The sequence below is a fragment of the Ottowia sp. VDI28 genome (assembly GCF_049532675.1).
In the GTDB taxonomy this organism is placed as follows: Bacteria; Pseudomonadota; Gammaproteobacteria; order Burkholderiales; family Burkholderiaceae_C; genus Ottowia.
In genome coordinates, this window is the sequence record NZ_CP149820.1 from 4,816,820 (window position 1) to 4,841,195 (window position 24,376).

Here is a 24,376-nt window from a genome sequence, read left to right on the forward strand (position 1 = left end):
GTGATGGCACCGAACCCGTACTCCCCTCACTCCATGGTCCATACGGCCCTCCCTCCCCTGCCCGGCTCTCCCGCGCCGGGCGCCCTTTCCAATCTGAGAATTCTTGACATCGGCACGATGGTCGCCGGGCCGGTAGCTTGTACATTCCTGGCCGACTTCGGCGCCGAAGTCATCAAGGTCGAACAGCCCAGCGGGGGTGATACTCTGCGCGGCTTGGGCCCCTTCAAGAACGGCGAAAGCCTGTGGTGGTGTCTTGAAGGGCGCAACAAGAAATCCGTGACCATCGATCTGCGCCAGAAGGAAGGCCAGGATCTGCTGTTGAGCCTGGTTGCAAAGGCGGACGCGATCGTCGAGAACTTCCGCCCCGGAACGCTGGAAAGCTGGAATCTCGGTTATGACCGCCTGGCCGAGGTGAACCCCCGCCTCGTCATGCTCAGCGTCTCCGGCTTCGGCCAATCCGGCCCGTATGCCAAGCGCGCGGGCTACGATCGCATGGGACTGGCTTTCAGCGGCGTCATGGGCATCACCGGCTACCCCGACCGGCCGCCCGTGAGGCTAGGCATTTCGGTCGCCGACTATTCGACCGCGACCATGGGCGCCTTCGCGGTCATGATGGCGCTCTATCATCGTGATCGCGGCGGCCCAGGCCAGCACATCGACCTGTCCTTGTACGAAACCATGTTCCGCTACACCGATTCAATGGTCGGCTCATACAGCGCGCTCGGCAAACGCCGCGCACGCACAGGGAATGTCCACCAGGCAGCAGCGCCTGGCGACAACTTCGAGACGCGCGATGGCCGGTTCATCGTTCTGACAGTATCCGGCGACACCCTGTTCCGCAAGCTCTGTGCCGCGATCGGCCAATCCGCGTTGGCCGACGAACCAAGGTTCGCCACGCACTCATCGCGATTCGAAAACATCGAGGAACTGAATGCCACCGTCGCACAGTGGATGCGATCCCGCGACACCGCGGACATCCGGGAGATCCTTGACGGTGCCGGCGTCGCCTACTCCGTGATCTACACAGTGGAAGACATCGTCGAAGACCCCCACTACAACGCACGCGAGAACATCATTGGGGTCGAACACCCCGTGGCGGGCATGGTCCAGATGCCGGGCGTCGTGCCGAAAATGAGCGGCACGCCGGCAGCTCAGCCAGCCGCCGCCCCCACGCTGGGCGCGCACAATGACGAAATCCTGAAAGGACTGCTGGGGCTTGGCGACGCCGAGGTCGATCGCCTGCGGGAGGCCAAGGTGATCTAAGAGCGCATCCATGCGCCCAGAGCGCCCCCAAGGCGGCGCTCCCTGGCCGCGCTCTTCCTTATTAGAGGGAGCGCGTCCGGTAGCCCTTTGGCTTTAGGCCAGCAGTTGCCGCATCACGTAGGGCAGGATGCCTCCGTTCAGGAAGTAGTCCACCTCGATCGGGGTGTCGATACGCAAGGTCAGCGTGGTTTCCTGCCTGGAACCGTCGGCGCGGGTAATGACCATGCGCGCATCGCTTTGCGGCGCCAGATCAGCAGCGGGGACAATGTCGATCTGCTCGTCGCCCTTGAGCCCCAGACTTTCCCAGGATTCGCCGTTCTTGAATTGCAGTGGCAAGACGCCCATACCCACCAGGTTGCTGCGGTGGATGCGCTCGAAGCTCTTGGCCACGACAGCCTTGATGCCCAGCAGTTGCGTGCCCTTGGCCGCCCAGTCCCGGCTGGAGCCCGTGCCGTACTCTTCACCCGCGAAAACCACGGTGGGAACGCCTGCATCCATGTACTTCATGGCGGCGTCGTAGATGAACTCCTTGGCCCCCTGCTGATCGCCGGGTAGTTGCAGCAAGGTCAGGCCGCCCTCCTCGCGGCTGCCATCCTCCAACGCGGGCAGCATCAAGTTCTTGATGCGGACATTGGCGAATGTACCGCGCATCATGACCTCGTGGTTGCCGCGGCGTGCGCCATAGCTGTTGAAATCGGCCTTCTGCACCCCATGCTTGACCAGCCAAACCCCTGCGGGAGAGCTTTCGCGGATGGAGCCGGCAGGCGAGATGTGATCAGTGGTGATCGAGTCACCAAACAGCGCCATGATGCGCGCGCTTTGCACCGAGCTCGAGACCGGCTGGCCGCCCGTGGCCCCGTCCAGCGCGAATCCGTCGAAGAAAGGCGGCTGTGCGATGTAGGTGCTGCTGGGCCAGTTGTAGACATCGCCGGTGACACCTTCGATTTTTTCCCACAACTTGCCCGGCTCTGTCGCGATCTTGCTGTAGTTTGCCCGGAAGGCCTTGCCCTTCATGGCGAACTTAAGCAGCTTCTGGATATCGTCGCTCGTGGGCCAGATATCGCCCAGATAGACATCCTTGCCGCCTTTGCCCTTGCCCACGGGCTGCGTCATGAGGTCCACCATCATGTTGCCGGCAATGGCGTAGGCCACCACCAGCGGGGGGCTGGCGAGGAAGTTGGCCTTGAGGTTGGGATGGATGCGGGCTTCGAAGTTGCGGTTGCCTGAGAGCACGGCCGCACACACGAGTTCGTTGCGGGAGATGGTTTCGTTGAGTTCCGGCGCCAGATCTCCGGCATTGCCGATACATGTGGTGCAGCCATAGCCTGCCACGGCAAAGCCGAGTTTTTCCAGATAAGGCAGCAGGCCGGTTTCGGTGAGGTATTCCGTGACGATGCGCGAGCCGGGAGCCAGCGATGTCTTGATATGCGGCTTGACCTTCAGGCCCGCTTCCACGGCTTTCTTGGCCAGCAGGCCCGCCGCCAGCAACACACTCGGGTTGCTGGTGTTGGTGCAACTGGTGATGGCGGCGATCAGCACATCGCCGTTACCCAGGGTGTAGGCGTAGGGTGAAGCGGGTTCCACCACATCGGCCTCGGCCAGAGCGGATTCGAGCGTGGGTTTGTTGGCCACCATCTCGACGACTGCGCGTGGGGCACCGGCCGGAGTGGCCTTGGGGGCGGGTGCGCGCTCGTGGCGATCGGGGTCGTTGTCGCGCCGTACTTCCACACGCCGGTGCAGTTCGCTCTCAGGGCGGTTGAAACCGTTGTCGCTCATGGGCATACTGAACAGCGCGGCAAACTGGTTGGCCACATGGCCAAGCTCGATGCGGTCCTGCGGGCGCTTGGGACCGGCCAGGCTGGGCGTGACATCGCCGAGATCGAGCGTAACCACCTTGGAGTAATCGATCTCGCCCGCCTTGGGAACGCCAAAAGCCCTTGGGCCTTGAACCAGGCCTCGAACATCTCGATCTCGGCCTTGGTACGGCCTGTACCTTCGAAGTATTCAATGGTGCGCTCATCAACGGGGAAAAAGCCCATCGTGGCACCGTATTCCGGCGCCATGTTGCCAATGGTTGCGCGGTCTGGCAAAGACAGGGTGCGGGTACCTTCGCCGAAAAACTCGACAAATTTGCCAACCACCTTCTCCTTGCGGAGCATTTCGGTCACGGTAAGCACCAGGTCCGTGGCGGTGCAGCCTTCACGCAGGCGGCCTTTCAGCTCGAAGCCGACGACGTCCGGCGTAAGGAAGTAAACCGGCTGGCCGAGCATGGCGGCCTCGGCTTCAATGCCGCCCACGCCCCAGGCCACCACGCCGATGCCGTTGATCATGGTGGTGTGGCTGTCGGTGCCTACCAGGGTGTCAGGGTAATAGACGCCTTCCCTGGTCTTGTGCACGCCGCGCGCCAAGTACTCCAGGTTGACCTGGTGCACGATCCCGAAGCCCGGCGGCACCACACCGAAGGTGTCGAAGGCTTGCATGCCCCATTTCATGAATTCATAGCGCTCGCGGTTGCGCAGGAATTCGAGCTTCATGTTGAGATCGAGCGCGTTTTTCTTGCCGTAGTAGTCGACCATGACGGAGTGGTCAACCACCAGATCAACGGGCACCAGAGGCTCGATTTTCTTGGGATTCTTGCCCAGTTTCTGCGCCGTCGAGCGCATGGCAGCCAGATCGGCCAGCAGCGGCACGCCGGTGAAATCCTGCAGCACCACGCGGGCTACGGTGAAGGGAATCTCGTCGGTGCGGGGGGCATTGGGTTTCCAGTTGGCCAACTGCTCCACGTGCTCGGGCGAAACCTTGACGCCGTCGCAGTGGCGCAGCACCGATTCGAGCACGATGCGCAGCGACACCGGCAAGCGTTTCACATTGGGGTATTTCCGGGCCAGGGCAGGCAGCGAAAAGAGTCGGCCTGATTTGCCCGAAGCGGTTATGAACGATTTGCGTGCGGAAGCGAAAGCGTGGGATTTTTGGGTAGCCATGGCATTTTCCTTCGGTTTTGAAGCGATGCCTTCGCCCCATTGCTCCCGCACAGCCGGGAATCCAGGGGCGCTGGAATCAGCGGGGAGTGGCCCCGCCTTCGCGGGAAGACGGCTAGTGCCGACTTGGTTCCCGTGATGCTCTGACGATTATTGTGTCAGGAGCGCTTCAAGTCTGCCACCGCAATGGGTATGCAGTGCGTCGTTATCGCACCCCACCGGAAGAAAGCGGGAGTTTCGGCTCGGGCAAGTCAGCGCGTGGGGCTTTAATTGATGACACGCCCTAGCCCCAGCTTCACTTTTTCGCCGGCGCAGCGCCGGACATCGCACCTGCCTGAGCCTTGAGATCGCTCATGAGTTGATCGATGGGCTTGACCGAACCGCAGTTGCTGCTCACGAACTTCATCTGCGTTTCGGTCTGCGTGGTGTGCCGCGCGCCAGCGCGGTCGGTGCTCACGGCTTCGATCTTCGAGCTCGCCAGATCTCCGTCGATCAGGATTTCCCCCTTGGAAACCGTCTGGCCGCCTCCCACCTGCTTGCACACGGCTTCAAAACTCGTTCGGTTGCCGCTCTTGGAAACCTTTGGCGGATCACACTCTGCACGCTGAGGGCGGGGACCAGGGCGCCGTCCTTCGCCACCATCTCGGGGCTGATGCATATGCGGTGAGTGCCGCTGTCCCCGCTCTGCGCGGGCATCATCGCCTCCATTTTCTTGCGCTGCTCGGGAGGCATCTTGGCAAACGCCTGGCGCATTTGCTCCTGGGCGGCGTTCATCTGCGCAAGCGCATCCTTGCCATCCATGGTCATCCGGACGATTTTGCTTTCCCACAGGCCGGGCTTGATGGTGCTCTGTGCCTGGGCGGCGCCGCTTGCTGCCAGCAGGATCGGCAAGGCCGACAGAAGGATTCGCGAGGGTGTCAAAGCATGCTCTCCACAAAAAACTATGAGGCGCCCATGGTAAGCCAGCCCGCAGCGGCCCAGCCAGTCAGCCAATTGGCTTAGGCAATCGATACGTTTGGCCCCAGAACGCGGACAATAGAGGCTATGACGCTCCGAGCCCCTGAATTGCTGCTGCCCGCCGGCAGCCTCGACAAAATGCGCGCCGCCTACGATTTCGGCGCAGATGCCATCTATGCAGGCCAGCCGCGCTACAGCCTACGCGCGCGCAACAATGAGTTCCGGCTGGAACAGATTGCCACCGGCATCAAAGAGGCGCACGCCCGCGGCAAGAAGTTCTTCGTGACCAGCAACCTGCTGGCGCACAACGACAAAGTCCGCACTTATCTGCGCGACCTGGAACCCGTGGTGCAACTGAACCCTGACGCGCTGATCATGGCCGATGCGGGCCTGATCATGATGGTGCGCGAAAAATGGCCGCACATCCCCGTTCACCTCTCGGTGCAAGCCAATACCACCAACTGGGCTGCGGTGAAGTTCTGGCAGAAAATGGGCGTGGCGCGCATCATTCTCTCGCGCGAGTTGAGCCTGGACGAAGTGGCCCATATCCGTCAGGAATGCCCCGACATGGAGCTTGAGGTCTTCGTGCACGGCGCCCTGTGCATTGCCTACTCCGGCCGGTGCCTGCTTTCAGGCTATTTCAACCGGCGCGATCCCAACCAGGGGACCTGCACGAACGCCTGCCGCTGGAACTACAAGACCCATGATGCCGAGGTGGATCCCAACACGGGCGAGGCCATGGCGCAAGCCGGCGAACTGCAGGGCTTCAACTTCGCGGCCGCGCAGCAGGAAGCCGAGGAAAGCGCTTTCTCCAGTTGCGGCAGTGGCCAGCGCCACCCGGCCGCGGACAAGATCTACCTGATCGAGGAACAGGGCCGGCCCGGCCAGTTGATGCCGATCATGGAGGATGAACACGGCACCTACATCATGAACAGCAAGGACTTGCGTGCTGTCGAGCTGGTGGAAAAGCTGACGAAAATTGGCGTCGACTCACTCAAGATCGAGGGCCGCACCAAGAGCCTCTATTACGTGGCTCGCACCGCACAGGTCTACCGCCGCGCCATTGATGACGCCGTAGCGGGCCGGCCATTCAACCCGAACCTGATCACGGAACTGGAAGGCTTGGCCAACCGGGGCTACACCAGCGGCTTCCTGGAGCGCCGGCCGGCCAACGACTACCAGAACTACGAAACCGGCCATTCGGTCACGCAGCGCAGCCAGTTCGTGGGCGAAGTCAAGAGCGTGGCAGACGGCTGGGCCGAAGTGGAAACAAAGAACCGCTTTGCCGTGGGGGACTGGCTGGAAATCATTCACCCCAGCGGCAACCGGACCATCAAGCTGGAAACCATGAAAAACCTTGAAGGCGCATCCATCGAGGTAGCGGCTGGAAATCCGTTGCGGGTACGGATTCCGGTGGCAGGGCAAGTCGAAAATGCCTTGATTGCCAGGCTGACCCAGGCGCCGGCTTGAACGATTTGGGCCTAACCACCCCTGGCCCTGGACTTGAGCGCTATTGCCGATCGTGCCGTGGAGGACGCATGCCAGGGCGCACCTGCATGGCGCTCTCGGCCGGATAAACCGCGTTGGTCAGGCGGACTGCGCCGAACCGATCAGTCTGCGAACCACAATTGCTGTCAGCAATGCCGAACACCAGGGTGGCGCCCGGCCCAAACCGCTCGGGCACGGTGAGGTGCAGAGGGTAGGACATGTCCACCGGAGGGTTGGGCGATTCGGAAAGCACCTCGCCCTTTGAGTTCAGGACCGTGTAGCACGACGCCCATGCCCCGGAGGCGAGCAGGCTGGCGGCTAGAAGAATGGCGGTGTTCCTCATGGGGCAGTTTGGGCAGTTCGGCCTCAGTCTGCCTGTCTGGCGCCGTTTGTCAAGCAGACAAAGTCCGCAAAGGAGCAAGCGCATTTCCCGATGGGTACTTTGGCATTAGGCTTTCCAAGTGGCGGGCAACCTCTTCCAGACTCTGTTGCCGGTCATCTTCAGCACGGCGCCTGGCATGCTGGCCATGCTCCCATTCAGGGTGGCCGCGGGCCGGCTCCAAGGCGCGGACGACCTCGCGCAGATCGCCGGCCGGGTCAGCTGATCGCCCCGGTGCAAGGCGCAATTTGTCCATGGCGGCATGGCCGCGCTGCTCCAGGGCGCCGATCAACTGCAGGAGATGATCGGCCAGGAGCATCAAAACAGCGTCCTCCACCGTCAACTCCTGCACGCCACTCAGACGGTTCTCAAGTTTGCGCCACAGCGGCTTCCAGCCGCCGCTGATGGCCCCGCCAAGGGTAGCCCCGAGCGTGGTCGCCGCCCCCAGTGACAGGCCCGCCAGGGCCACATCGGCCACCACGCCGATGCCGGCACCGATCACGGCGCCCAGGCCGAGCTTCTTGCCGACTTCCCGCAGGGTCTCGGGATTGAAAAGATCGTCTTCCCAGCGGGCCGCCATTTGCGGCAGGCGCGCCACCTCGGCATCGCCGCGCCGAAATGCGAACACCTGCAGGAGCTCGTCGACCGTCCGGCGTGCATGGGCACCGACGTCATCGTGCAGCGCTTTCACGAACTCGGTGCGGCGCAGTTCGGTGGAAAAATCGTCGGCGCTGATCTGCCGGCGCATGGCCGCCACATCTACCAGGCCGCTGGCGGCTATACGGCAGGCGGCACGGCGGCGGTCCGCAGCCTCCAGCGCGAGGTAATCGACGATATCGGAAAGCTGCTGGCGCCTACCCTGCAGCAAGGTGGCCAGATCACCATACAGCTGCCGCTCGGCCCCCACGAAAGGCGCTACCGCGTCAAATTCGGCCTGTGCGTGCAGGTTGCTTTCCAGCAGAACCTGGCGCCACTCCTCACGCCGGCTGTTCGGGGCGCGCACGAAGTTGAGCACGGGCATCACCGGCTTGGCGCACCAGGTCAGGATCTCGATCTCCGCCCGGAATTTGGGCAGCACCGGCTCGCGTGTATCGATCACCAGCATGGCCGCATCCGCCTGCTCCAGCAAGGTGCGCAGCACCTTGGCCTCCTGCTCGAAAGTCTCGCGCGACTCCGGGCCGGCCAGGAAGGCACGCACGCGCTCCGGGCGAGAGTCACCGGGAAGCCGGTTCAGGAATTCCAGCAGGGCCACAGAGTCTTCAAGCCCCGGTGTATCGGTGAATCGCACGGCCGGCGCGCCATTCACCTTGAGATCGATCGCCTCCGCGTGGCGCGTGGTGCCAGGCCGGTCGGACACATCGCCGAAATCGACCTGGCGGGTCAGCGTCCGCAGCAGCGATGTCTTGCCGGCATTGGTGTGGCCTACGACGGCGATACGGATCGGTTCAGGCATGTGATTGGTCAAGCTCAGAGGATTCTGGTGCTAACTTTATGGCATCAAGCCGTTCGGCAGCCAGCCAGTCAGCCCAGCGGCGGGTACTCTCGGTCTCCGCAGGAGCTGCGCCGCCCTCCTCCGCCACGAGAAGCAGATGGCATTGCCTGGCCACCGGAGCAACCTCGCGCAGAAAGCGCGCGGTACCACGGTCAGGACTGGAGGCTGCATGGCAGACCACCCACAGGCTCCAGGGCCGGGCCTGCTCCAGCGCCAAGATCACCTCTTGCCTTTCGGCAGCAGAGCCCGCAATGCGCTCAACCAGTACCAGCTCTCCTTCGGCGCCATCCGGCAAACCCGATATTGGCGGAAGCGGCCAGGGCACCTCGGGCGGCAGTTCGAACCCGATCACTGCCAGCGTACCCGGCACCGCAGCGTCGCCGGGGGTCCGGTGAGGCTGCGCCACCTGGATAGGGCGCTGCTCCGGATCAGTGACCACCGGCGGGTCGAGCGCATCCAGCCGCGCAAAAACGGCGCGCACATAGGGATCCGCACTGTCTGGCTTACCCATGCGGGCCACACCTGCACGCCAGCGCGCATAGCTGAGCAGCGCCAAAAAGACGCGCGGCAGCAGGCCGTAGGTGAACACACAGCCCATGAGCCACCAGGCCCACTCACTCTGCGCGGCAGCTTCGCCCAGGGTCTGCAGGTTGCTGGCGCCGGCGCGCTGTATGGCAGCGGCATCGGGCACCGCGAAGCCCAGCATGGAAGGGAACGAGCCCGTCAGATGGACGAAGCGTTGGAAAAAATCAGCACTGAGAATGGTGGTTTCCCAGCTCAGGCGATAGGCATGAAAGGCAAAGCCGAAGGCGAGCACGGCCAGAATCAAGCCGAACGCGAGCGCCCAGATGGTGTGGCTGACCACCCCGAATGCCCATGGCAGCAGCTTGTGCCTCTTCAGGAGGCGATTGACGGCGCGCAGCACGGAAAAAGAATGTGGGCCGCGCTCCAGTGGCAGACGCGCAGTGAGCCACAGCGCCAGCCTGCCCAAGGACAGACTGGCTGCAGCACCCGGCCATAACAAGCCCAGCAGCCACAGGGCGAGTGTCAGCAAATGCAGACCGAGCAACGTGATGAAAGCGGCCATGGCGTTGATGCTGCGTGCATCGCCCACCACGGCACGGGCGGTGCCCAGTGCCGACAAGGCCACCAGCGCCGCCAGCATCAGGATCACGATAAGGCCTACATGACGCCAGCGCGCCAGTTCAGCCGGCAGGCCCAGGCGCTCGCCCAAAAGCCAGGCCCGTTCCATGAACTGGGCAGCACGCGTCGGTTGCGCCCGATGCGCCAGCCGCAACTCTGCCCGGTCGTCGAGCGGACCGGAGGATTCGATGAGTGCCACCGTGCCGGCAATGACTGCCGTGGCGAGCGCGGGGCGGCGGGGAACTGAGTCTGGAACAGGCACTGCGCGATTATGCCGAGCAGGTGCCTGGGGTCGGGGCACGAGTTGCCGTCGAACCTGCCTTTTGCTTTTCGATAGGCCAACTGCCTCGTCATTCCGGCGAAAGCCGGAATCCAGGGTTACGTGGCGCGATGACTACTCAATCCCTGGCTTTCATTCCACTCGCTTCAAGCCCACTGCAAACACTTGGGTGTCCGTGCTTGCTATCCCTGGATTCCGGCTTTCGCCGGAATGACGATACCAGGGCAATTCTGGAGCTCAAGTCGGCAGGTACGTCTGCCTCAGCCTCTCCCAGAGGGAGAGGGGGAAGAAAAAGCAGGCGGTAGGCTAGGCCTCAGGCGCCCGCTTTACGGTAGTTCGCCATGCCGTCGGCGATTTCCTTGCGGGCCGAGTCCGGGCCTTCCCAGCCCAGAACCTTGACCCATTTACCTGGCTCGAGATCTTTGTAGTGCTCGAAGAAGTGGGCAATGGTCTTCAAGCGCATGGGGTTCAGATCCTCAGGCTTTTGCCACTGGGTGTAGATGGAGAGGATCTTGTCGGTGGGCACAGCCAGCACCTTGCCGTCTTCGCCGGCTTCGTCTTCCATCTTCAGGATGCCGATGGGGCGGCAGGTCACGACCACGCCAGGAATCAGCGGCACGGGAGTGATCACCAGCACGTCCACCGGGTCGCCATCGCCCGAGAGCGTCTGGGGCACGTAGCCGTAGTTGGTGGGGTAGTGCATCGCCGTGCTCATGAAGCGATCAACGAAGATAGCGCCCGTTTCCTTGTCAACCTCGTACTTGATGGGGTCGGCGTTCATCGGGATCTCGATGACGACGTTGAATTCATCAGGCGCCTTGTTGCCGGGGGTCACTTTGTCGAAGGACATTTTTTGTTTCGTCTTGAATTAAATTGAAAAGACTTGAATCCTGGTGTTGCGCTACGAGCCCAATTTAGCCCTGCCGCGCCTAGGATTAACCCTGATTTTACTTTCGTGTTCCTTGCGTTCCTGACAACTGTCATGTTTTCACGCTAAATTCGGACGGTTGGCCAATCGTTTCGGGGTAATCCCGGGGGCGAGGAAGCAACGCGGTGGGAGGTGCCACTTGCGTTGCGAAGCTGGCTGGCGGTGTCTCCCTGAGCGAAACTGCTTTAGAGGAGACATCAATGAACGGCAACGCAGCGCTGATATTGGCGCTTGTCTGTGGGTTGGTAGCTGTAGCCTACGGTTTCTGGGCACGCGGCTGGATTCTTTCTCAAGACGCGGGCAACGCCCGCATGCAGGAGATCGCCACGGCGATCCAGACTGGTGCGGCCGCCTACCTGGCGCGGCAGTACAAGACCATCGCCATCGCTGGCGTGGTGCTGGCCATCCTGATTGGCCTCTTTCTCGACGTGACCACTGCCATCGGCTTCGTGGTGGGCGCCGTGCTTTCGGGCGCCTGCGGCTTCATCGGCATGAACGTCTCGGTGCGGGCCAACGTGCGCACCGCTCAGGCGGCTACCAAGGGTATCGGCCCGGCATTGGATGTAGCATTCCGGGGCGGCGCCATTACCGGCATGCTGGTGGTGGGCCTGGGTCTGCTGGGCGTGGCAGGGTTCTATTGGTTCCTGGGAGGCCCTGCCGCCGATCCGCACGCCCTCAACCCCTTGATCGGCTTTGCCTTCGGCTCTTCGCTGATCTCGATCTTTGCGCGGTTGGGCGGCGGCATCTTCACCAAGGGCGCCGACGTGGGCGCCGATCTGGTAGGCAAGGTGGAGGCCGGTATTCCGGAAGACGATCCGCGCAACCCGGCGGTGATCGCCGACAACGTGGGCGACAACGTGGGCGATTGCGCCGGGATGGCCGCCGACCTGTTTGAAACCTACGCCGTCACGTTGATCGCCACCATGGTGCTGGGCGGGTTGATGGTGGCCAATGCGCCAGCCAACGCCGTGCTGTATCCGCTGGGTCTGGGCGCGGTGTCGATCATCGCCTCGATCATCGGGTGCTTCTTCGTCAAGGCCTCGCCGGGCATGAAGAACGTGATGCCCGCGCTTTACAAAGGCTTGGCGATCGCGGGCGTGCTGTCACTGATTGCCTTCTACGGCGTGACCGTATGGCTGATGCCCGACAACGCCATCACCGCCACCGGCACGCAAATGCGCCTGTTCGGTGCCTGCGCCGTCGGCCTGATCCTGACCGGCGCCCTGGTTTGGATCACCGAGTTCTACACCGGCACACAGTATGCGCCCGTACGCCACATCGCGCAGGCAAGTACCACCGGGCACGGCACCAACATCATCGCCGGCCTGGGAGTCTCGATGCGCTCCACGGCATGGCCTGTGCTGCTGGTGTGCCTGGCGATCATCGCTTCGTATTCGCTGGCCGGACTCTATGGCATCGCCGTGGCGGCCACCTCCATGCTCAGCATGGCCGGCATCGTGGTGGCGCTGGATGCCTACGGGCCGATCACCGACAACGCTGGCGGCATTGCCGAAATGAGCGAACTGCCCCCCAGCGTGCGCGACATCACCGACCCGCTGGACGCCGTGGGCAATACGACCAAGGCCGTGACCAAGGGCTATGCCATCGGCTCCGCAGGCTTGGCCGCCCTGGTGCTGTTCGCCGACTACACCCACAAACTCGAGGGCCTGGGCCAGGCGGTGAGTTTCAACCTGAGTGATCCGATGGTCATCGTCGGCCTGTTCATCGGCGGCATGATCCCTTACCTGTTCGGTGCCATGGCCATGGAAGCCGTGGGCCGCGCGGCCGGCAGCGTGGTGGTCGAGGTGCGGCGCCAGTTCAGCACCATCAGGGGCATCATGGACGGCACCGGCAAGCCTGAATACGGCAAGGCCGTGGACATGCTGACCAGCGCCGCCATCAAGGAGATGGTGATCCCCAGCCTGCTGCCCGTGGTGGTGCCGATCCTGGTCGGCCTGATCCTGGGACCGAAAGCGCTGGGCGGCCTGCTGATGGGCACGATCGTGACCGGCCTGTTCGTGGCCATTTCCATGTGCACCGGCGGCGGCGCGTGGGACAACGCCAAGAAATACATCGAAGATGGCAATTTCGGCGGCAAGGGCTCCGAGGCACATAAGGCCGCCGTCACCGGCGACACGGTGGGCGACCCCTACAAGGACACCGCCGGCCCGGCCGTCAACCCGCTGATCAAGATCATCAACATCGTGGCGCTGCTGATCGTGCCGCTGGTGGTGAAGCTCCATGGCAGTGATGTGGCCGCCGCGCCACCACCGGCTGCGACGCCCGTGGTGGCAGTGGTCGCGGCCACCGCCATCGAAGGCGATGCCGTGCGGGTAGAAGGGGACACCGTGCGCTTTTATTTCGCCACCGGCAAGGCGGCGCCCCATCCTGATGGCGCCAACGCCCTGGCCGTGATCGTGAACGGCGTGAAAGCGGGCAAGAAAGCCATGGTCAGCGGCTATGTGGACTCATCCGGCAGTGCCGCCGCCAACGAAGAGGTCTCCAAGCAGCGCGCCTTTGCCGTGCGCGATCTGCTCAAGACCTTGGGTGTAGCGGAAGATCAGATCGAGTTGGCCAAGCCCGACAACACCAACGCGGGCACAGGCGCACAGGCACGGCGAGTGGAAGTCACGTTGAAATAAGCCAACTTCCCCTGCAAAACAAACCCACCAGCCGGTGGGTTTGTTTTTTGGGGCTCCTGTCTGTGACAATGGCATGATCCGGGTGCACCGCAGCCCTAGTGTCCTGAATTGCAAATTCGTTGAATAAATCTACCGAGAATCAACATCATGCGGCGTTGCAAAGCCTCGCGATACCACTCGCGGTATCGCTGCGTTTTGCGCCTTGCCTGATGTCGATTTCGGCAGATTTATTTATCAACGAACTTACAACTCAGGACACTAGAACGTGTTCACGATCTTAGTTTCCTGCCTCAGACCATAACCGGTATCCGCCTCATGAGCGTTCCAGACAATTCCGCCAACCCGGTGCGCGCGCCGCACCAGCCGATCGCGGGCTACTACCAGACAGAAGCCGAACGCGCCGGATTCCTGCGCGAAATCTTCGACAGCACCGCCGCCGACTACGACCGCGTGGAACGGACCCTGGCCCTGGGCAGCGGCCCCTGGTACAGGCGCCGGGCGCTCGAGCGTGCCGGGCTGCAGCGCGGCATGCAGGTAGTGGATGTCGGCTTCGGCACGGGGCTGGTCGCCACCCAAGCGATCAGCATCATCGGCAGCCCCGACCTGCTGATAGGGGTGGACCCCAGCCCGGCCATGATGGGCGCCAGCCCGCTGGTCTCGAAAGTCAAGCTCGTGGAGGGCAAGGCCGAGCGCATTCCCCTGCCGGATGCCAGCGCCGACTTCATCAGCATGGGTTATGCGTTGCGCCATATCAGCGATCTGAGTGCGGCATTCAGCGAGTTTCACCGCGTGCTCAAGCCGGGTGGGCGCCTGTGCGTGCTGGAAATCACCAAACCGGAGAGCCGTCTGGGCACCGCCGTCCTGAAAGGCTACATGCGAGGCTGGGTGCCGCTTATGGCCAAGCTGACCGGCGCCGGCGCCCATACGCCTCGCATCTGGCGCTACTACTGGGACAGTATCGAAGCCTGCGCGCCTCCCGAGCGTATTCTGGATACTTTGCGCGCCGCCGGACTGGCTGAAGCGAACCGCTATGTGGAGCTGGGCATTTTTTCCGAGTACCGCGCACGCAAGCCTGGTTGACGAGCCGGGGATCCGCAAAAAGCAGCGGTCTCGGCGCTGGTTCTCCGCATCGCTGCTATTCGCACCACTGCTGGGCGGTTGCGCCTGGCTTCCCCGCCCCCTCGAAACCCCTATGCATAGCCAGCTTGAAAGCGTCCATCCCGATCATCGTGCGGATACCTTGATCGTGCTGCTGCCCGGTGCCTACGACGCGCCGAAGGACTTCGTCGAGCAAGGCTTCGTGACAGCCCTGCGGGAAGAATCCCTGCCTGCCGATCTGCTGCTGGTGGATGCGCACACGGGCTACTACACCGCGCAGCAGATCGTGGAGCGTCTGCGCAGCGAGGTCATTGCGCCGGCACGTGCACAAGGCTATGCCCGTATCTGGCTGGCCGGCATTTCCCTGGGCGGCTATGGCTCGCTGCTGTTCGCACGCGAGCATGCAAAGATGATTGACGGCCTGTTCGTGATGGCGCCGTTCCTGGGCCGGCGGGATCTGCCCGCCGCGATCCAGCGCGCGGGAGGGCTGGCCGCCTGGGACGGTCAACTGCCGGATGCGGATACACACGATCTGGAACTGTGGCGCTGGCTGCGCGGCTATGTCAGCAGCCCTGAGGAACGTCCGCCGCTTTATCTCGGCTATGGTGACACCGACCGCTTCGCCTTCAGCCACCGCCTGCTCGCCGCCGCCTTGCCGCCCGAGCGGGTATTTGTCACTCCAGGCGGCCATGAGTGGGCACCGTGGCTGCGGCTATGGCTGCGCTTTCTGGGTTCGGGATCTTTGCCAGCCCATATTCCTTTGTAGGACCGGCCCCTGGGAATCACCGGATTGAACACGAGCCGCCAACGGCTTAGCATGTGAAATTACCTTGATGATCCTGGAGGTTTCCCATGAAAACCATCGTAGATCAGTTGGCCAAGTACGCGGAGTACCACCGCGACCGGCGCAATATCGCCACCCATTTCATCGGCATTCCCATGATCGTGCTGGCAGTACAGGTTCTGCTGGCGCGCCCGGTGTTGATGCAAGGCGCCATACCCATCACAGCCGCGCTCATCATCAGCGTGCTGACCGCCATTTATTATCTTCGGCTCGACAGGCCGCTCGGCCTGCTGATGACAATTCTCCTCGCCATCGGCCTATGGATGGCCCAGGCAGCAGCTGACCAGTCCACTGCCACCTGGCTCTGGATTGGTATCGGGTTGTTCGTGGTGGGCTGGGTCATCCAGTTCGTCGGCCACATTTACGAGGGACGCAAGCCGGCCTTCGTGGACGATGTCATCGGGCTCATCATCGGGCCGCTGTTCGTTGCTGCTGAATTGGTGTTCCTTATTGGCTTGCGGCGGGATCTGCAGCACGCGATAGAAGAGCGCGCCGGCCCCACGCGTACGGGCAAAATCCACGCCACATCCTGAAACCAGGCCCTGGAAAAACACCATTTCCGCATGCAACTCAATTTCATCGCCAACAGCGCCATTGCTTCTCTCTCCGGCCGCACCCTGCCGGTCATCGACCCCTCCGACGGCCAGCCTTTTGACGAAATCCAACGCAGCAACGAACGCGATATAGACGCAGCCGTCCAAGCCGCACGCGAATGCTTTGAGGGCCCATGGAGCGCTCTCTCGGCAGCCGAACGCGGCCGGCTGCTGATGGCGCTTGCCGCCAAGGTGAGTGAACATGCCGAAGAATTGGCCGCCCTGGAGCAGCGCGATTGCGGCAAACCCACCAAGCAGGCCAAGGCCGACGCCGCTGCGCTGGCCCGCTATTTTGAGTTCTATGCCGGCGCCTGCGACAAGCTGCATGGCGAAACCTTGCCTTACCAGGCGGGCTACAGCGTGTTTACCTGGCGCGAGCCGCATGGGGTCACCGGCCATGTCATCCCATGGAACTACCCCATGCAAATCTTCGGCCGCAGCGTGGGCGGTGCGCTGGCAGCGGGCAATTGCTGTGTGGTCAAGCCCTCGGAAGACGCCTGCCTGAGCCTGATCCGCGTAGCGCAACTGGCCGCCGAAGCCGGGTTTCCAGCCGGCGCGATCAACATCGTCACTGGCTACGGCCACGAAGTGGGCGACGCCCTGGCCCGTCACCCGGGCATCGACCACATCAGTTTCACCGGCAGCCCCAGCGTGGGCACCCTCATCCAGCAAGCCGCCGCTGAACGGCATTGCCCGGTCACGCTGGAGCTTGGGGGCAAAAGCCCGCAGATCATTTTTGCCGACGCCGATCTGGACGCAGCCGTTCCGGTCGTCATCAATGCCATCGTGCAGAACGCAGGGCAGACCTGTTCCGCCGGCTCGCGCGTGCTGATCGAGCAACCCATCTACGAGGGCCTTTTGGCCCGTCTGGGAGAGGCTTTCCAGGCGCTCCGCGTGGGCCCGGCGGCGATGGATCTCGATGTCGGCCCGCTGATCCGCCAGACCCAGCAACAACGCGTCTGGGATTTCCTGAGCGATGCGCAAGCAGCCGGTATTCCGCTCGTGGCGCAAGGCGTGGTGGTGGAAGAAGCGCCTGAGTCAGGCTTTTACCAGGCGCCGGTCCTGCTGGCCGATGTGCCGGTATCGCACCGGCTGGCGCAACAGGAAGTGTTCGGCCCGGTGCTCTCGGCCATGTCCTTCAGGGATGAAGACCACGCCGTGGAGCTGGCCAATGCCACCCGTTTCGGCCTGGTGGCGGGCGTCTGGACGAATGACGGCGCCCGCCAGTTCCGTATGGCCCGGCGTGTGCAGAGCGGACAGGTGTTCATCAACAACTATGGTGCTGGCGGTGGGGTGGAACTGCCATTCGGTGGGGTGAAATCATCCGGATACGGCCGTGAAAAGGGCTTCGAGGCGCTCTATGGCTTCACCACCCTGAAAACCGTCGCCATCAAGCATGGCTAAGAAAGTGTTCTGAGAACGTGTTCAAAGGAAACTCTCATGCGCGTAGCAGGTAAATCCATCATCATCACCGGCGCTGGCGGCGGCATCGGGGAAGGCATCGCCCGGCGGCTGGCGGAGGAAGGTGCCAGCGTGATCGTGTGCGACATCGACGCCCAGCTCGGCGAGCAGGTAGCGGCCAGCATTCGTACTTCCGGCGGCAAGGCTGTTTTCTGCACCGCCGACGTCACCCAGGGCGATCAGGTGCAGGCGCTGGTTGAAGCCACGCTGAAAACCAACGGCAAGCTCGATGCCATGGTCAATAACGCCGGCTGGACGCACCGCAACCGCCCGATGCTGGAAGTCAACGAGGCCGAGTTCGACAAGGTCTACGCGGTCAACATGAAAAGCATCTACTGGAGCGCGGTCCACGCCGTGCCCGTGATGAAAAAAGCGGGCGGCGGCAGCTTCATCAATATCGCCAGCACCGCAGGCATCAGGCCTCGGCCGGGGTTGACCTGGTACAACGGCAGCAAGGCGGCCGTGATTGTCACCTCCAAGTCGATGGCAGCCGAACTGGGCCCGGACAACATCCGGGTGAACTGCATCAACCCGGTCTTCAATCCCGACACCGGCCTCTCGGCCGAGTTCGCAGGCGGCCCGGTGGACGAGGCACGCCGCGCCAAATTCCTCGCCACCATTCCGCTCGGGCGCTTCTCCACGGCGCTGGACGTCGCCAATGCCGCGCTTTACCTGGCCAGTGACGAGGCCGCCTTCATCAGCGGCGTGTGCATAGAGGTAGACGGCGCGCGCTGCGTCTAGGATGTGTTCAAAGGAGCCCGGAGCAGCCTCACATCCAGCGCGCCAACTGTTCCACGTCTTCTGGAAACAATTGCCCCTTCTCGGCCTGTGCCACGCGGCCATCCTTGCCACGCACCACCACCACCGGCAAACCTTCAGGCTTGGGAAACACCTTCGCCACCTCGGGACTGACCCATGCAGCCGGGAAGGTATAGCCCTTCTTTTTCAAATAAGCCACGGCTTCCTCAGACTTTTTGTCTATCGACAAGGTCAGCATCTGCAACCCGCGCCCGCGCTGGCTTTCCCAAAGCTTTTGTATTTCAGGGCTCTGCTGGGCACAAAATGGGCACCAGCTCGCCCACCAGTACAACACAAGAGCTTTGCCTTCAGCCTGTGCGGGTTGGAAGCTTCCGCCGCCCAGCAGAGGTACGGCAGCCAAGGAGTAGGCGGAGCCCACGTTCGGTAACGGCGGCTCGGCTCTTTTTTGCGCCAATGCACTCGCCATGAACGAGGGCGCGGCAAGACAGGCGGCCGCCTGAACGACACGGCGGCGCGACAAAGGCATGGCAGTCTCCAATTTCATGACGGAATGGTACCGCGCCATGCCCCTGCCACATACATATGCTTGAGCAGTCATACATAATTCAGCCCATATCCTTATGGCTGAACGCGTGATTCCACTGATCGATCAGCGTAGCCGGCTGCTTGCCGTGCCGCGCGGGGCGCAGCTATTGCCCAAATCCGGGCAACTGGTGGACACGCTGGGCCGCCCTTTGCGCGATCTGCGTATCAGCGTAACCGACCGCTGCAACTTCCGCTGCAGCTACTGCATGCCCAAGGAAGTCTTCGACAAGGACTACCAATACCTGCCGCATGCCAGCCTGCTGACCTTCGAGGAAATCACACGCCTGGCCCGCCTCTTCGTCAGCCAGGGCGTGCACAAACTGCGGCTGACCGGCGGCGAACCGCTGCTGCGCAAGGGCATCGAAAGCCTGATCGAACAATTGGCCGCCTTGCGCACCCCGGACGGTGAACCGCTCGATATCACCCTGACCACCAACGGCGCCCTGCTGACACGCAAGGCCCGGGCGTTGAAAGCGGCCGGGCTGAAGCGCGTTACCGTCAGCCTGGATGGGCTTGACGATGCGGTCTTTCGCCGCATGAACGACGTCGATTTTCCGGTAGCCGAGGTGTTGGCCGGCATCGAAGCGGCCCATGCGGCAGGGCTCGGGCCGCTCAAGGTGAACATGGTGGTCAAGCGTGGTACCAATGAGCAGCAAATTCTGCCCATGGCCCGGCATTTCCGGGGTACCGGCATCACGCTGCGCTTCATCGAATACATGGACGTCGGCGCCACCAATGGCTGGCGCATGGACGAAGTCATGCCTTCCGCCGAAGTGATCGATCTGCTTCAGTCGGAGTTTCCGCTGGTTCCTCTGGAGCCCGCTTCCCCCGGCGAAACCGCCGAGCGCTGGGGCTATGCCGGCGCGGACGGCAGGTACGATCCAGCCCTGGGCGAGATCGGCGCGATCAGCAGCGTCACACGCGCTTTCTGCGGCAGTTGCAACCGCGCTCGCCTTTCCACGGAAGGCAGCGTCTATCTGTGCCTGTTCGCGAGCCAGGGATACGATCTGCGCACGCTGCTGCGCGGCGGTGCGAGCGATGATGAAATCCAAAGCGCCATCACCGCCATCTGGCAGGGCCGCACCGATCGCTACAGTGAATTGCGTGCCTCCCTGCCGTCACAGCCCGGGCAAGCCAGCGCGCGGCGCGTGGAGATGAGTTACATCGGCGGCTGACTTCACTTGTGTATAACCGGGGCATGACTGACATTGCCGCCTCTCCCCCTGCCGCCATCACTGCCCTCCTTCTTGCAGGCGGCCGTGGCTCACGCATGGGCGGAGTGGACAAGGGGCTTCAGCTCTTTCAAAATCAGCCGCTGGCCCAGCACGCGCTGCAGCGCCTGCGGCAGCAAACGCTCCCCCCAGCCCAGTTGCTCATCAACGCCAACCGCCATCTGAGCGAATACGCCGCGTTCGGCGCCCCTGTCTGGCCAGATGCCATAGCCGATTTTGCAGGCCCCTTGGCAGGTTTTCTGGCAGGCCTCGATCACTGCGAAACCCCTCTGCTGCTGACCGTACCTTGCGACGTACCCTACTTTCCGCTCTCGCTCTGCGAACGGCTAGCCCAGTCCCTGCGCACGCAGCAAGCCGAGATCGCCATGGCTGCCGCCTTGGAGGATGGGCGGTTGCGCACCCAGCCGGTGTTCTGCCTGCTCCGCACCAGCCTGGCGAAAAGCCTCGCACACTTCCTGGAAAGCGGCGGCCGCAAGATCGACGCCTGGACCGCGCAACACCAGACCGTGGTGGTGGCTTTTGATGCACCCGGCGACGACCCTCGCGCCTTCGCCAATGCCAACACGATTGCGGAACTGCGGCAATTGGAGCAACCATGAGCCGCCCGGTGATCCGTTTTCTGACAGCCCATGACCTGCCTGCCTACAAGGCACTGCGCGACGGCGGACTGAAGAACGACCCTGAAGCCTTCAGTTCCGATTTCGAATCCGAGGTGCATCGCCCTGTAGAAAGCTATGCTGCGCGGCTCGGCCAGCCGCCTGGTAACGATTTCATTCTCGGCACCTTCGGGCCTGGCGGCGCCCTGCTGGGCGCCGTGGTCTGCGTGCGCGAAGCGCGCCTGAAGACCCGCCACGAAGCCAGCCTGGCCGGCATGATCGTGGCGCCGCAAGCGCGCCGGCAAGGTCTGGGGAAGGCGCTCTTGACCGAATTCGATACGCAGGTGCGCCGCATTCCCGGTATCGAGCATGTCGTGCTGGGCGTGACAGCCAGCAACGCGGGCGCCGTGCGCCTCTATGAGGGCGCCGGCTTCGTACGCTACGGACTGCTGCCTCGTGCGATCAAACTGGCTGACCGCTATTTCGATACAGCGCTGATGGTCAAGACGTTATGAAGGCCATCGCGAAAAGCACGGCGCAAATCGCGGATCAGTTGCAAGCTTACGATCCGCAAGCACTACCCGCCGAAAGCGTGAATACGTTTCTGGCGGAGCTGGTCTCGCCTCTCGCTGAAACCGAAAAGGTGTCGCTTTTCGACGCCCTGGGACGCGTCCTGGCTGAGAACATCGTCTCGCCCTTGAACGTGCCGCCGCACGATAACTCGGCCATGGATGGTTTTGCCTTTGACGGCGCCCAACTGCAGCCAGGTACGCCGTTGCGGCTCACTGTCGTTGGCACGGCTCTGGCCGGCAAGGCCTGGCAGGGTAGGGTTCATTCAGGCGAATGCGTGAAGATCATGACCGGCGCGGTCATGCCCGCGGGGCTCGACACCGTGGTGCCGCAAGAATTCACGCAAGCCGACGGCCCTGCCATCAACATCCCGCCAGGTGCGCTCAAAGCCGGTGACAACAGGCGTCACCGGGGCGAGGATCTCATGGCGGGCCGGACTGCTCTTCATCAGGGCGAACGGTTGGGCTCCGCCGCGCTGGGTCTGTTGGCCAGCCTGGGGATCGCTCAGGTAATGGTCTATCGGCGCTTGCGTGTAGCCTACTTCTCCACGGGTGACGAAATCCTCTCGCTCGGCGAAGCTCCGCGCGAAGGCGCGGTCTACGACAGCAACCGCTACACCGTGTTCGGCATGCTGACACAGCTAGGCTGTGAAGTGATCGATCTCGGCGTGGTCCGCGACGACCCGGTACTGCTCGAAACAGCCTTCATCCAAGCCGCCCGTGCCGATGCAGTGATCACCAGTGGCGGCGTGAGCGTGGGCGAAGCCGATCACACCCGCCAGATGATGAAAAAACTCGGCGACATCGCGTTCTGGCGCATTGCCATGCGCCCCGGGCGGCCAATGGCAGTAGGACGCATCACAGCCGAGCCGGATCATCAGGAAGGCCGCGCCCCGTCTTCCACCAGTGCGGTGCTGTTCGGCTTGCCGGGCAATCCTGTCGCCGTCATGGTGACTTTCATCGCCTTCGTACGCCCCGCCCTCCTGCGCATGATGGGCGCACGACCCGAACAGCCCGTGATGCTGCGCGCCGTCAGCGAACATCCCATACGCAAGAAGCCTGGCCGCACCGAATATCAACGCGGCATCGTCACCCAACACGCGGATGGCCGCCTCACCGTTCGTCTTACCGGCAACCAGGGTTCTGGCGTACTCTCTTCAATGATTCAGGCCAACGGCCTGATCGTGCTGGACCACCAGCAAGGCGCCGTGAAAGCGGGCGAAGAGGTCAGCATCATGATGCTGAATGCTGCTTGAGACAGGGGCCCTCCAAGAACGTGTTCTAAAGGGCCCCCTCAAGCCCCACTCACTTACGCATCAACACCTTCAGCGCATTCTGCAGGCGCCGTGCAGCGGCCTCGTCATGCGGCGCAGCCAGCACCTTGCCGGCATCGGCTGCCCAGGTATCCACAGGCCCCGGCTCGTTGCGCTTGGTCAGCAATTTGAGTTGCAAGGCCCGGCGCGCATCCAGATGCTCCGCAGGCGTAGGTACCTCGGCAGCCATTTCCAGGCGGAGCAGAGGCTCGGCGGCGTTGCCTTGCGGGTTGGCCTGCAGGGCCTGAACCCAACCATTGCGGGTACCGCCGCTCACGCCGCGGCCCAATTCCTGAGCGCTTGGCAGTTGCTCTGGCTGGCGGGCAGCCCAGGCACCCAGCAATTGGGTCAGGGTTTCACCATGCGCTTGGGCAGCCAGCTTCCGCAATTGAGCCTGCGCATGTTCCATGGCGTCGCGTTGGGCGCGGAAGGCCGTATCGCCAAGACGCGGGCCACGCTCGGGCCGGTCGCCAAAACGGCCGCCACGATCGCCGAAGCCGCCTGGGCCTCTGCTGTCGCGGCCATCACGGCCAAAACCGCCACGGCCACCATCGCGCCGATCACCTGGGCGACCATCACGGCGGTCGCCGAATTTACCGCCGCGGCCCGCCGGTGCGGGTTCAACCTTGCGCGCGCCAGGACGATCGTCACCACGCATGGCGACCAGAGGCTTGGCGGACTTGGGAGCGGCGGCCGGAGCGGGGGCGGCCTCGGCAGCCGCATCAGCAGGAGCATCTTCCGCTGTGGTTTCGGCCGCAGCTTCGGCGGCGGCGGGGGTTTCGCTCGCCTGTGCTTCTGCCGCCTTTGGAGCGGACGCAGGCGCCGCGGCAGCCTCTCCGCGCGTGGCGGCTTCCAGTTGCGCCAGTGCCGCGCGGATGCGCTGGGCATCGCCGCTGGCATTGGCCGATTCCAGGGCCTTAGCTGCGTCGAGCACGGCACGGTCATGCGCGCTCATCGCGGCAGCGGCCTGCTCTCGCTGCTGTGTCTTGCGGTTGAAAGCCTCGTCGATCGGCTTGCGGAAAGCATCCCACAGTTTCTGCTCGAACCGGCGATCCAACGGCACCGTCTGGGCCTCGGCTTGCCAGCGCTGCTGCAAAGCCTTCACCGCGTCGATCCGCAGCATGGGCGCAGCGCCCAGCGCCTCGGCTTCAGCAATCATGGCCTGACGGCGCTCGGTGCTGGATTTTTGCGCGGTTTCCAGCGGTGCGGCGGCCGTGTGAATGGCTTCTTTCCACTGTGGTTGCAGTTCGGCAAAGGCTTTTTCAGCCAGATGCCCGGCATTGCGCCAACGCTCGGAGAACTGATGCAACTGGCGATTGAAGGTCTTCCAGTCAGCTCCCTCGCCAGCGCCGGTATTCTTCGCGCCCCAGGCCTTGACTTCCTCGATCAGAAGCAAACGCTCGGCCTTGTGCGCAGCCGCCTCGGCACGCACCGTGGTAAGCCACTGCTCGACGAACTTGTGCGCCTCGTTGCAGGCCCGGTCGAAGCGCTTCCAAAGGCCATGGTTGGGTGCGCCCCCTGATCAGTCGCCTTCCACTCTTCGCGGAGCTTGCGAATGGTTTCCTGCAGCTTGCGCCCACCCATGGCAGGCACGATTTCATACGCTTCTTCGGCGGCTGATGCAGCAGCCGGGGCAGCCACCGGCGCGGGTGCTTCGGCGCTCTCGGTGCCGGCAGACGCAGTCTCCCCTTCAGGCACCGCAGTCTCGGAAGCGGCTTGTTCAACCACCTCAGAAACAGCTTCAGCAGCGGCTTCGGCCTGCGTGGGCTCCGGTGC

The 24,376-nt window shown here is 63.2% G+C and carries 19 protein-coding genes and 2 pseudogenes; 12 read left to right on the forward strand and 9 right to left on the reverse strand.

The features are described 5' to 3' along the window. Window positions 1-3 precede the first annotated feature (3 nt). Window positions 4-1,263, forward strand: coding sequence for a CaiB/BaiF CoA transferase family protein (locus WJU18_RS22975; protein WP_423455861.1), 1,260 nt, complete (start codon window positions 4-6; stop codon window positions 1,261-1,263). A 93-nt stretch (window positions 1,264-1,356) separates the two neighbouring features. On the opposite strand, the pseudogene WJU18_RS22980 reads toward WJU18_RS22975, so the two are convergent. From WJU18_RS22980 to WJU18_RS22990, 3 genes and pseudogenes are all read right to left on the reverse strand, one after another. Continuing rightward, window positions 1,357-4,244 (reverse strand): annotated as a pseudogene (locus tag WJU18_RS22980) (aconitate hydratase). Window positions 4,245-4,536: 292 nt separating this feature from the next. Next, a complete protein-coding gene (locus WJU18_RS22985; protein WP_423455863.1) occupies window positions 4,537-4,698 on the reverse strand; it encodes a hypothetical protein in 162 nt (53 codons plus the stop codon). 35 nt (window positions 4,699-4,733) lie between these two features. Then, a complete protein-coding gene (locus tag WJU18_RS22990) occupies window positions 4,734-5,132 on the reverse strand; it encodes a hypothetical protein (RefSeq protein ID WP_423455865.1) in 399 nt (132 codons plus the stop codon). 153 nt (window positions 5,133-5,285) lie between these two features. On the opposite strand from WJU18_RS22990, the gene yegQ reads away from it, so the two are divergent. Then, the gene (yegQ, locus tag WJU18_RS22995) at window positions 5,286-6,668 is read left to right on the forward strand and encodes a tRNA 5-hydroxyuridine modification protein YegQ (protein ID WP_423455867.1); all 1,383 of its coding nucleotides are present in this window, start codon (window positions 5,286-5,288) and stop codon (window positions 6,666-6,668) included. A gap of 40 nt (window positions 6,669-6,708) precedes the next feature. Here the strand turns inward: yegQ and WJU18_RS23000 are convergent, their stop codons facing one another. The 4 genes from WJU18_RS23000 to ppa all read right to left on the reverse strand — a co-directional run bounded on the left by WJU18_RS23000 (window position 6,709) and on the right by ppa (window position 10,830). Then, complete coding sequence (locus WJU18_RS23000) at window positions 6,709-7,029, reverse strand: hypothetical protein (protein ID WP_423455869.1); 321 nt, start codon at window positions 7,027-7,029, stop codon at window positions 6,709-6,711. Between the two features lie 49 nt (window positions 7,030-7,078). Beyond that, on the reverse strand, window positions 7,079-8,518 hold the full coding sequence (locus WJU18_RS23005) for a GTPase/DUF3482 domain-containing protein (protein WP_423455870.1): 1,440 nt from the start codon (window positions 8,516-8,518) through the stop codon (window positions 7,079-7,081). Further along, window positions 8,511-9,962 carry a DUF2868 domain-containing protein gene (locus WJU18_RS23010; RefSeq protein WP_423455872.1) on the reverse strand — a complete coding sequence of 484 codons (1,452 nt, stop codon included), beginning with the start codon at window positions 9,960-9,962 and terminating at the stop codon, window positions 8,511-8,513. Before WJU18_RS23010 ends, WJU18_RS23005 begins: the two co-directional genes overlap by 8 nt. Before the next feature lie 331 nt (window positions 9,963-10,293). Continuing rightward, on the reverse strand, window positions 10,294-10,830 hold the full coding sequence (ppa, locus tag WJU18_RS23015; RefSeq protein ID WP_423455874.1) for an inorganic diphosphatase: 537 nt from the start codon (window positions 10,828-10,830) through the stop codon (window positions 10,294-10,296). Window positions 10,831-11,108: 278 nt separating this feature from the next. Between ppa and WJU18_RS23020 the strand changes: the two genes are divergently transcribed. The 6 genes from WJU18_RS23020 to WJU18_RS23045 all read left to right on the forward strand — a co-directional run bounded on the left by WJU18_RS23020 (window position 11,109) and on the right by WJU18_RS23045 (window position 18,287). Further along, on the forward strand, window positions 11,109-13,550 hold the full coding sequence (locus WJU18_RS23020; RefSeq protein WP_423455875.1) for a sodium-translocating pyrophosphatase: 2,442 nt from the start codon (window positions 11,109-11,111) through the stop codon (window positions 13,548-13,550). A gap of 315 nt (window positions 13,551-13,865) precedes the next feature. Beyond that, window positions 13,866-14,630 carry a class I SAM-dependent methyltransferase gene (locus tag WJU18_RS23025; protein ID WP_423455877.1) on the forward strand — a complete coding sequence of 255 codons (765 nt, stop codon included), beginning with the start codon at window positions 13,866-13,868 and terminating at the stop codon, window positions 14,628-14,630. Window positions 14,631-14,742: 112 nt separating this feature from the next. Next, a complete protein-coding gene (locus WJU18_RS23030) occupies window positions 14,743-15,414 on the forward strand; it encodes an alpha/beta hydrolase (protein WP_423455879.1) in 672 nt (223 codons plus the stop codon). Between the two features lie 86 nt (window positions 15,415-15,500). Then, complete coding sequence (locus WJU18_RS23035; protein ID WP_423455881.1) at window positions 15,501-16,025, forward strand: DUF962 domain-containing protein; 525 nt, start codon at window positions 15,501-15,503, stop codon at window positions 16,023-16,025. A gap of 30 nt (window positions 16,026-16,055) precedes the next feature. Continuing rightward, window positions 16,056-17,489 carry an aldehyde dehydrogenase family protein gene (locus WJU18_RS23040; RefSeq protein ID WP_423455883.1) on the forward strand — a complete coding sequence of 478 codons (1,434 nt, stop codon included), beginning with the start codon at window positions 16,056-16,058 and terminating at the stop codon, window positions 17,487-17,489. Window positions 17,490-17,525: 36 nt separating this feature from the next. Beyond that, on the forward strand, window positions 17,526-18,287 hold the full coding sequence (locus WJU18_RS23045; RefSeq protein WP_423455885.1) for an SDR family oxidoreductase: 762 nt from the start codon (window positions 17,526-17,528) through the stop codon (window positions 18,285-18,287). 28 nt (window positions 18,288-18,315) lie between these two features. Here the strand turns inward: WJU18_RS23045 and WJU18_RS23050 are convergent, their stop codons facing one another. Beyond that, entirely contained in the window at window positions 18,316-18,831 is a 516-nt protein-coding gene (locus WJU18_RS23050; RefSeq protein ID WP_423455887.1) for a TlpA disulfide reductase family protein, read from the reverse strand. A 94-nt stretch (window positions 18,832-18,925) separates the two neighbouring features. Here WJU18_RS23050 and moaA point away from each other — a divergent pair, with 94 nt between their 5' ends. Genes moaA through glp form a run of 4 tightly spaced genes read left to right on the forward strand, consistent with a single transcriptional unit; the run spans window position 18,926 to window position 22,543 of the window. Continuing rightward, complete coding sequence (gene moaA, locus WJU18_RS23055; RefSeq protein ID WP_423455889.1) at window positions 18,926-20,065, forward strand: GTP 3',8-cyclase MoaA; 1,140 nt, start codon at window positions 18,926-18,928, stop codon at window positions 20,063-20,065. A gap of 23 nt (window positions 20,066-20,088) precedes the next feature. Further along, window positions 20,089-20,721, forward strand: a complete 633-nt coding sequence (gene mobA, locus WJU18_RS23060) for a molybdenum cofactor guanylyltransferase MobA (RefSeq protein WP_423455891.1) — start codon at window positions 20,089-20,091, stop codon at window positions 20,719-20,721. After that, a complete protein-coding gene (locus tag WJU18_RS23065; protein WP_423455893.1) occupies window positions 20,718-21,233 on the forward strand; it encodes a GNAT family N-acetyltransferase in 516 nt (171 codons plus the stop codon). Before mobA ends, WJU18_RS23065 begins: the two co-directional genes overlap by 4 nt. Next, window positions 21,230-22,543 carry a gephyrin-like molybdotransferase Glp gene (gene glp / locus WJU18_RS23070; RefSeq protein WP_423455895.1) on the forward strand — a complete coding sequence of 438 codons (1,314 nt, stop codon included), beginning with the start codon at window positions 21,230-21,232 and terminating at the stop codon, window positions 22,541-22,543. Before WJU18_RS23065 ends, glp begins: the two co-directional genes overlap by 4 nt. Window positions 22,544-22,592: 49 nt before the next feature. Here glp and WJU18_RS23075 read toward each other — a convergent pair. Further along, a pseudogene (locus WJU18_RS23075) lies at window positions 22,593-24,303 on the reverse strand (DUF349 domain-containing protein); the annotation flags it as partial. Window positions 24,304-24,376 lie beyond the last annotated feature (73 nt).

Excerpts from the sequence above, each read along its gene's own strand:
- WJU18_RS22975 (WP_423455861.1), top strand. The coding sequence starts at position 4 with ATGGCACCGAACCCGTACTCCCCTCACTCCATGGTCCATACGGCCCTC.
- yegQ (WP_423455867.1), top strand. The coding sequence starts at position 5,286 with ATGACGCTCCGAGCCCCTGAATTGCTGCTGCCCGCCGGCAGCCTCGAC.
- WJU18_RS23000 (WP_423455869.1), bottom strand. The coding sequence starts at position 7,029 with ATGAGGAACACCGCCATTCTTCTAGCCGCCAGCCTGCTCGCCTCCGGG.
- WJU18_RS23005 (WP_423455870.1), bottom strand. The coding sequence starts at position 8,518 with ATGCCTGAACCGATCCGTATCGCCGTCGTAGGCCACACCAATGCCGGC.
- ppa (WP_423455874.1), bottom strand. The coding sequence starts at position 10,830 with ATGTCCTTCGACAAAGTGACCCCCGGCAACAAGGCGCCTGATGAATTC.
- WJU18_RS23020 (WP_423455875.1), top strand. The coding sequence starts at position 11,109 with ATGAACGGCAACGCAGCGCTGATATTGGCGCTTGTCTGTGGGTTGGTA.
- WJU18_RS23025 (WP_423455877.1), top strand. The coding sequence starts at position 13,866 with ATGAGCGTTCCAGACAATTCCGCCAACCCGGTGCGCGCGCCGCACCAG.
- WJU18_RS23030 (WP_423455879.1), top strand. The coding sequence starts at position 14,743 with ATGCATAGCCAGCTTGAAAGCGTCCATCCCGATCATCGTGCGGATACC.
- WJU18_RS23035 (WP_423455881.1), top strand. The coding sequence starts at position 15,501 with ATGAAAACCATCGTAGATCAGTTGGCCAAGTACGCGGAGTACCACCGC.
- WJU18_RS23040 (WP_423455883.1), top strand. The coding sequence starts at position 16,056 with ATGCAACTCAATTTCATCGCCAACAGCGCCATTGCTTCTCTCTCCGGC.
- WJU18_RS23045 (WP_423455885.1), top strand. The coding sequence starts at position 17,526 with ATGCGCGTAGCAGGTAAATCCATCATCATCACCGGCGCTGGCGGCGGC.
- WJU18_RS23050 (WP_423455887.1), bottom strand. The coding sequence starts at position 18,831 with ATGCCTTTGTCGCGCCGCCGTGTCGTTCAGGCGGCCGCCTGTCTTGCC.
- moaA (WP_423455889.1), top strand. The coding sequence starts at position 18,926 with ATGGCTGAACGCGTGATTCCACTGATCGATCAGCGTAGCCGGCTGCTT.
- mobA (WP_423455891.1), top strand. The coding sequence starts at position 20,089 with ATGACTGACATTGCCGCCTCTCCCCCTGCCGCCATCACTGCCCTCCTT.
- WJU18_RS23065 (WP_423455893.1), top strand. The coding sequence starts at position 20,718 with ATGAGCCGCCCGGTGATCCGTTTTCTGACAGCCCATGACCTGCCTGCC.
- glp (WP_423455895.1), top strand. The coding sequence starts at position 21,230 with ATGAAGGCCATCGCGAAAAGCACGGCGCAAATCGCGGATCAGTTGCAA.